The following is a 2,987-nucleotide window of genomic DNA, read 5'->3' on the forward strand; positions in this document are numbered from 1 at the left end:
AGCGACCCACCCGGCTCCGTCAGCTCAGCGAGGGAGCCGGACGGCAGAGTGCCCGGATCGGGAAGGTCGGCCGCATCCGAGCCGAGAGCAAGGCCGAGGTTGAGCGCGAGCTCGCCGGAGCCCAGAGCGGCGCCGAGGTCCACCCCGAGCTCGGCACTGCCCTGCGCGTTGGCCACACCCGGCATGGAGCCGAGCGCGAGTCCGGAGGCCGCGATGACGGCCATCATCCGCTTGGAGTTCTTCATAGGAATTGCCTTCCTGTTGTCGTTGACGACGCGGCGATTCGGAATCTCCCCCTGCCCGCCGGCCCGGCGTGTGGTCTTGACCACCCGCCGTTCGATCGTGTCATCACCATATCGATGCAATCCTCAGGGCTGTTACACCACGCTCTTCTATGACACAGCAACACGCCGACGATGGGCGGTTGGCCAACCTCGCAGTTAGACGCCAAATCGGGCCCGACACTGACCTTCTCGGCCCACGACCTCGGCATATGTAAATATTAAGAAATAAACTTGCTTTAACTAATTACTGGCAATTGCCCGTCAGGTGAGTTTAATCACATATTCGGATGGCGGCGCCCGAGAGCCAGCTGAGCTAACACATTCCGGCCGAAGTTGAGGTTAACCTCGCATCGTCCCCGATCATCAGGAGCGTCATGGCATCGAGCACCACCGGAGTCCTCTTCCCCACCGATTCGTCCGGGAACCGCTCGACAGGACGGCTGGCCAAGGACGTCGTCGCCGACGCACTCACCACCGTGGACCCGGCGGCCTCCGAGCGCGTCCACCGGATCAAGGACTGGCGTAAGGGCTACATCGAGCCCTTCACCGAACTCGTCAGCGCCGGGGTGTCCGACCCGGCGGCCTGGGACGGTGTCGCGCGGGCCGCGCTCGAGTCGCTGCAGTCCCGCATGGTCGGGGTACACGACGCGAACGGGGAGACCGTGGAGACCCCGATGTCGGACTACCTCGCCGTCGTCGCCCCCACCAACACCCCGACGACCGACACGATCCAGGGCACGGCGACCCCGGTCCGCGAGCTGTCCATCCCCTTCCGCGGCGAGGAACTGACCGGCGACCTCCTGCGCGCCCGGCTGGACAAGTGGGTGGCGGCCGGTGTGATCGAACCCAGCTGCGCCGACGCCCTGAAGCTCGTCCAGGACAATCCACAGTGGCTCTCCCTGCCCGGCCGCGCCATGCTCGTCCTGGGCCTCGGCTCGGAGATGGGACCTGCTCGCCGCCTCCTGCAGTGGGGTGCCGACGTGATGGGCGTCGACCTGCCGTCGAGCCCCGCGTGGGATCGCTTCCGCGGGGAGGCCTCGACGTTCGCGGGGCGCCTTCACGTACCCACCGGGCCGGACGGCCGCCCCGGCATCGACCTGCTCACCCAGCTCCCCGAACTCGCGGCGTGGGCCAGGGCCGCAGCCCCCGCACCGCTCACCGTGGGCAGCTACTTCTACGCGGACGGCGGAACCCACGTCCAGCTCTCCTCTGCCGCGGACGCCCTCGTCGTCGACCTCCTACGCGACAACACCGCCGACGCGCTCGCCTACCTCGCCACCCCGATGGACACCTTCGTCGTCCCCGCGGACGTGCGGGAGGCCTCCGACGCGGCGCTCGCGGCGCGCAAGATCACCGACGTCAAGCGACTCGTCGGCTCCGTCGCCCGCGGCAAGGTCTTCGCCCGCAACTACCCGGCCGGCCACGGCCCGGCGGTGCACGACGCCCTCGTCCCCCAGCAGGGCCCCAACTACACGCTGGCCAAGCGCGTCCAGCGGTGGCGCGCGACCACCGCGTTCGCCGACGGCCACACCGTCTCGATCAACGTCGCCCCCGCCACCGACACCCACTCGGTCACCAAGAACAAGATCCTCGCCGCCACCTACAAGGGCGCCTACGCCTTCGGCATCGAGATCTTCGCGCCCGACACCTCCGCCGCCCTGCTCGCCGCGCTGATGGTCCACGACCTCAACGTGGGACGGCCGGACGTCGGGGTGCAGTGGGAGCACGAGTCCCACGGGGCGGCCTCGGGAGGGTTGTGGCGCCAGCCCTACCTGCCGCGGACCGCGCTGCCCGTGGCCGCACTGCTCGGTACCGTCAAGAGGTAGGAACACGCCCCGGACCGATCTGCCGGTCCGGGGCCCGCCGGTGCCGACAGAGTAAGGACCCCGCCATGCCGAACCCGTTCTCCAAGAGCTGGAACTACCTCAAGGCCTCGCTCGACAAGAAGGTCGACGACAACGCGGACCCCAAGATCCTCGTCCGCCAGGCCATGGACAACGCCCGCCAGCAGCACAAGTCGGTGACGGACCAGGCAGCCGCCGTGATCGGCAACGCCAAGCAGCTCGAGATCGCCATGGGCACCAAGTCGCGGCAGCTCGACGAGGTGCAGGGACAGATCCGGCAGACCCTCCAGGTGGCCGAGTCGGCGCGTGCCGAGGGGGACACCGCCCGCGCCGCCCAGTTCGACGCACAGGCCGAGCAGCTGGCCGGCCGGATGGTCACCCTGGAGCAGGACCTCGAGAACACCAAACAGCTGCACGGGCAGGCGGTGCAGGCCGCCGAGCAGGCCAAGCAGGCGGTCAGGGAGTCCGACCAGCGTCTGCGCGAGACGCTCGCGCAGGAGGACCAGCTCCTGCTCCAGGCCACCCAGGCGGAGATGCAGCACCGGACCGTCGATTCCATGTCCTCGCTGGAGGGGGTCGGCGGCGGCAACTCGCCCACGTTCGACGAGATCCGCGCCAAGATCGAGGGTCGCTACACCACGGCGCTCGGCAAGCAGGAGCTCGCGGAGGCCACGGGGTCCCCGTCCAGCGCGCAGCTCGACGCCGCCGCGTTCACCCGCGAGTCGGAGGGCAGGAGCAAGCTCGAGCAGATCCGGGCGTCCATGGGGCTGAGCGGTGGCGGCACCGCGGTCGAGGGTGCCAGGGCGGGTGGCGCCACGGACCGGCAGTTGCCCGAGGGCGCCGGGGCCGACGGTTCCGC

3 protein-coding genes are annotated in these 2,987 nt (G+C 69.4%); 2 read left to right on the forward strand and 1 reads right to left on the reverse strand.

Translation table 11 applies throughout. From position 1 onward, the window contains the following. Positions 1 to 329, reverse strand: a 329-nt coding sequence (locus tag G6018_RS08025) for a hypothetical protein (protein ID WP_206685259.1), incomplete at its 3' end; no start/stop codon positions are given. A gap of 329 nt (positions 330 to 658) precedes the next feature. On the opposite strand from G6018_RS08025, the gene G6018_RS08030 reads away from it, so the two are divergent. Continuing rightward, the gene (locus tag G6018_RS08030) at positions 659 to 2,110 is read left to right on the forward strand and encodes a hypothetical protein (RefSeq protein ID WP_182639338.1); all 1,452 of its coding nucleotides are present in this window, start codon (positions 659 to 661) and stop codon (positions 2,108 to 2,110) included. Between the two features lie 65 nt (positions 2,111 to 2,175). Beyond that, a partial coding sequence (locus tag G6018_RS08035; protein ID WP_182639339.1) for a PspA/IM30 family protein occupies positions 2,176 to 2,987 on the forward strand: 812 nt, incomplete at its 3' end.

The organism is Dietzia sp. DQ11-44, from assembly GCF_014145205.1.
GTDB classification, from domain to species: Bacteria; Actinomycetota; Actinomycetes; order Mycobacteriales; family Mycobacteriaceae; genus Dietzia; species Dietzia natronolimnaea.

Coding starts and splice junctions, on each gene's coding strand:
- G6018_RS08030 (WP_182639338.1), top strand. CDS start 659: ATGGCATCGAGCACCACCGGAGTCCTCTTCCCCACCGATTCGTCCGGG.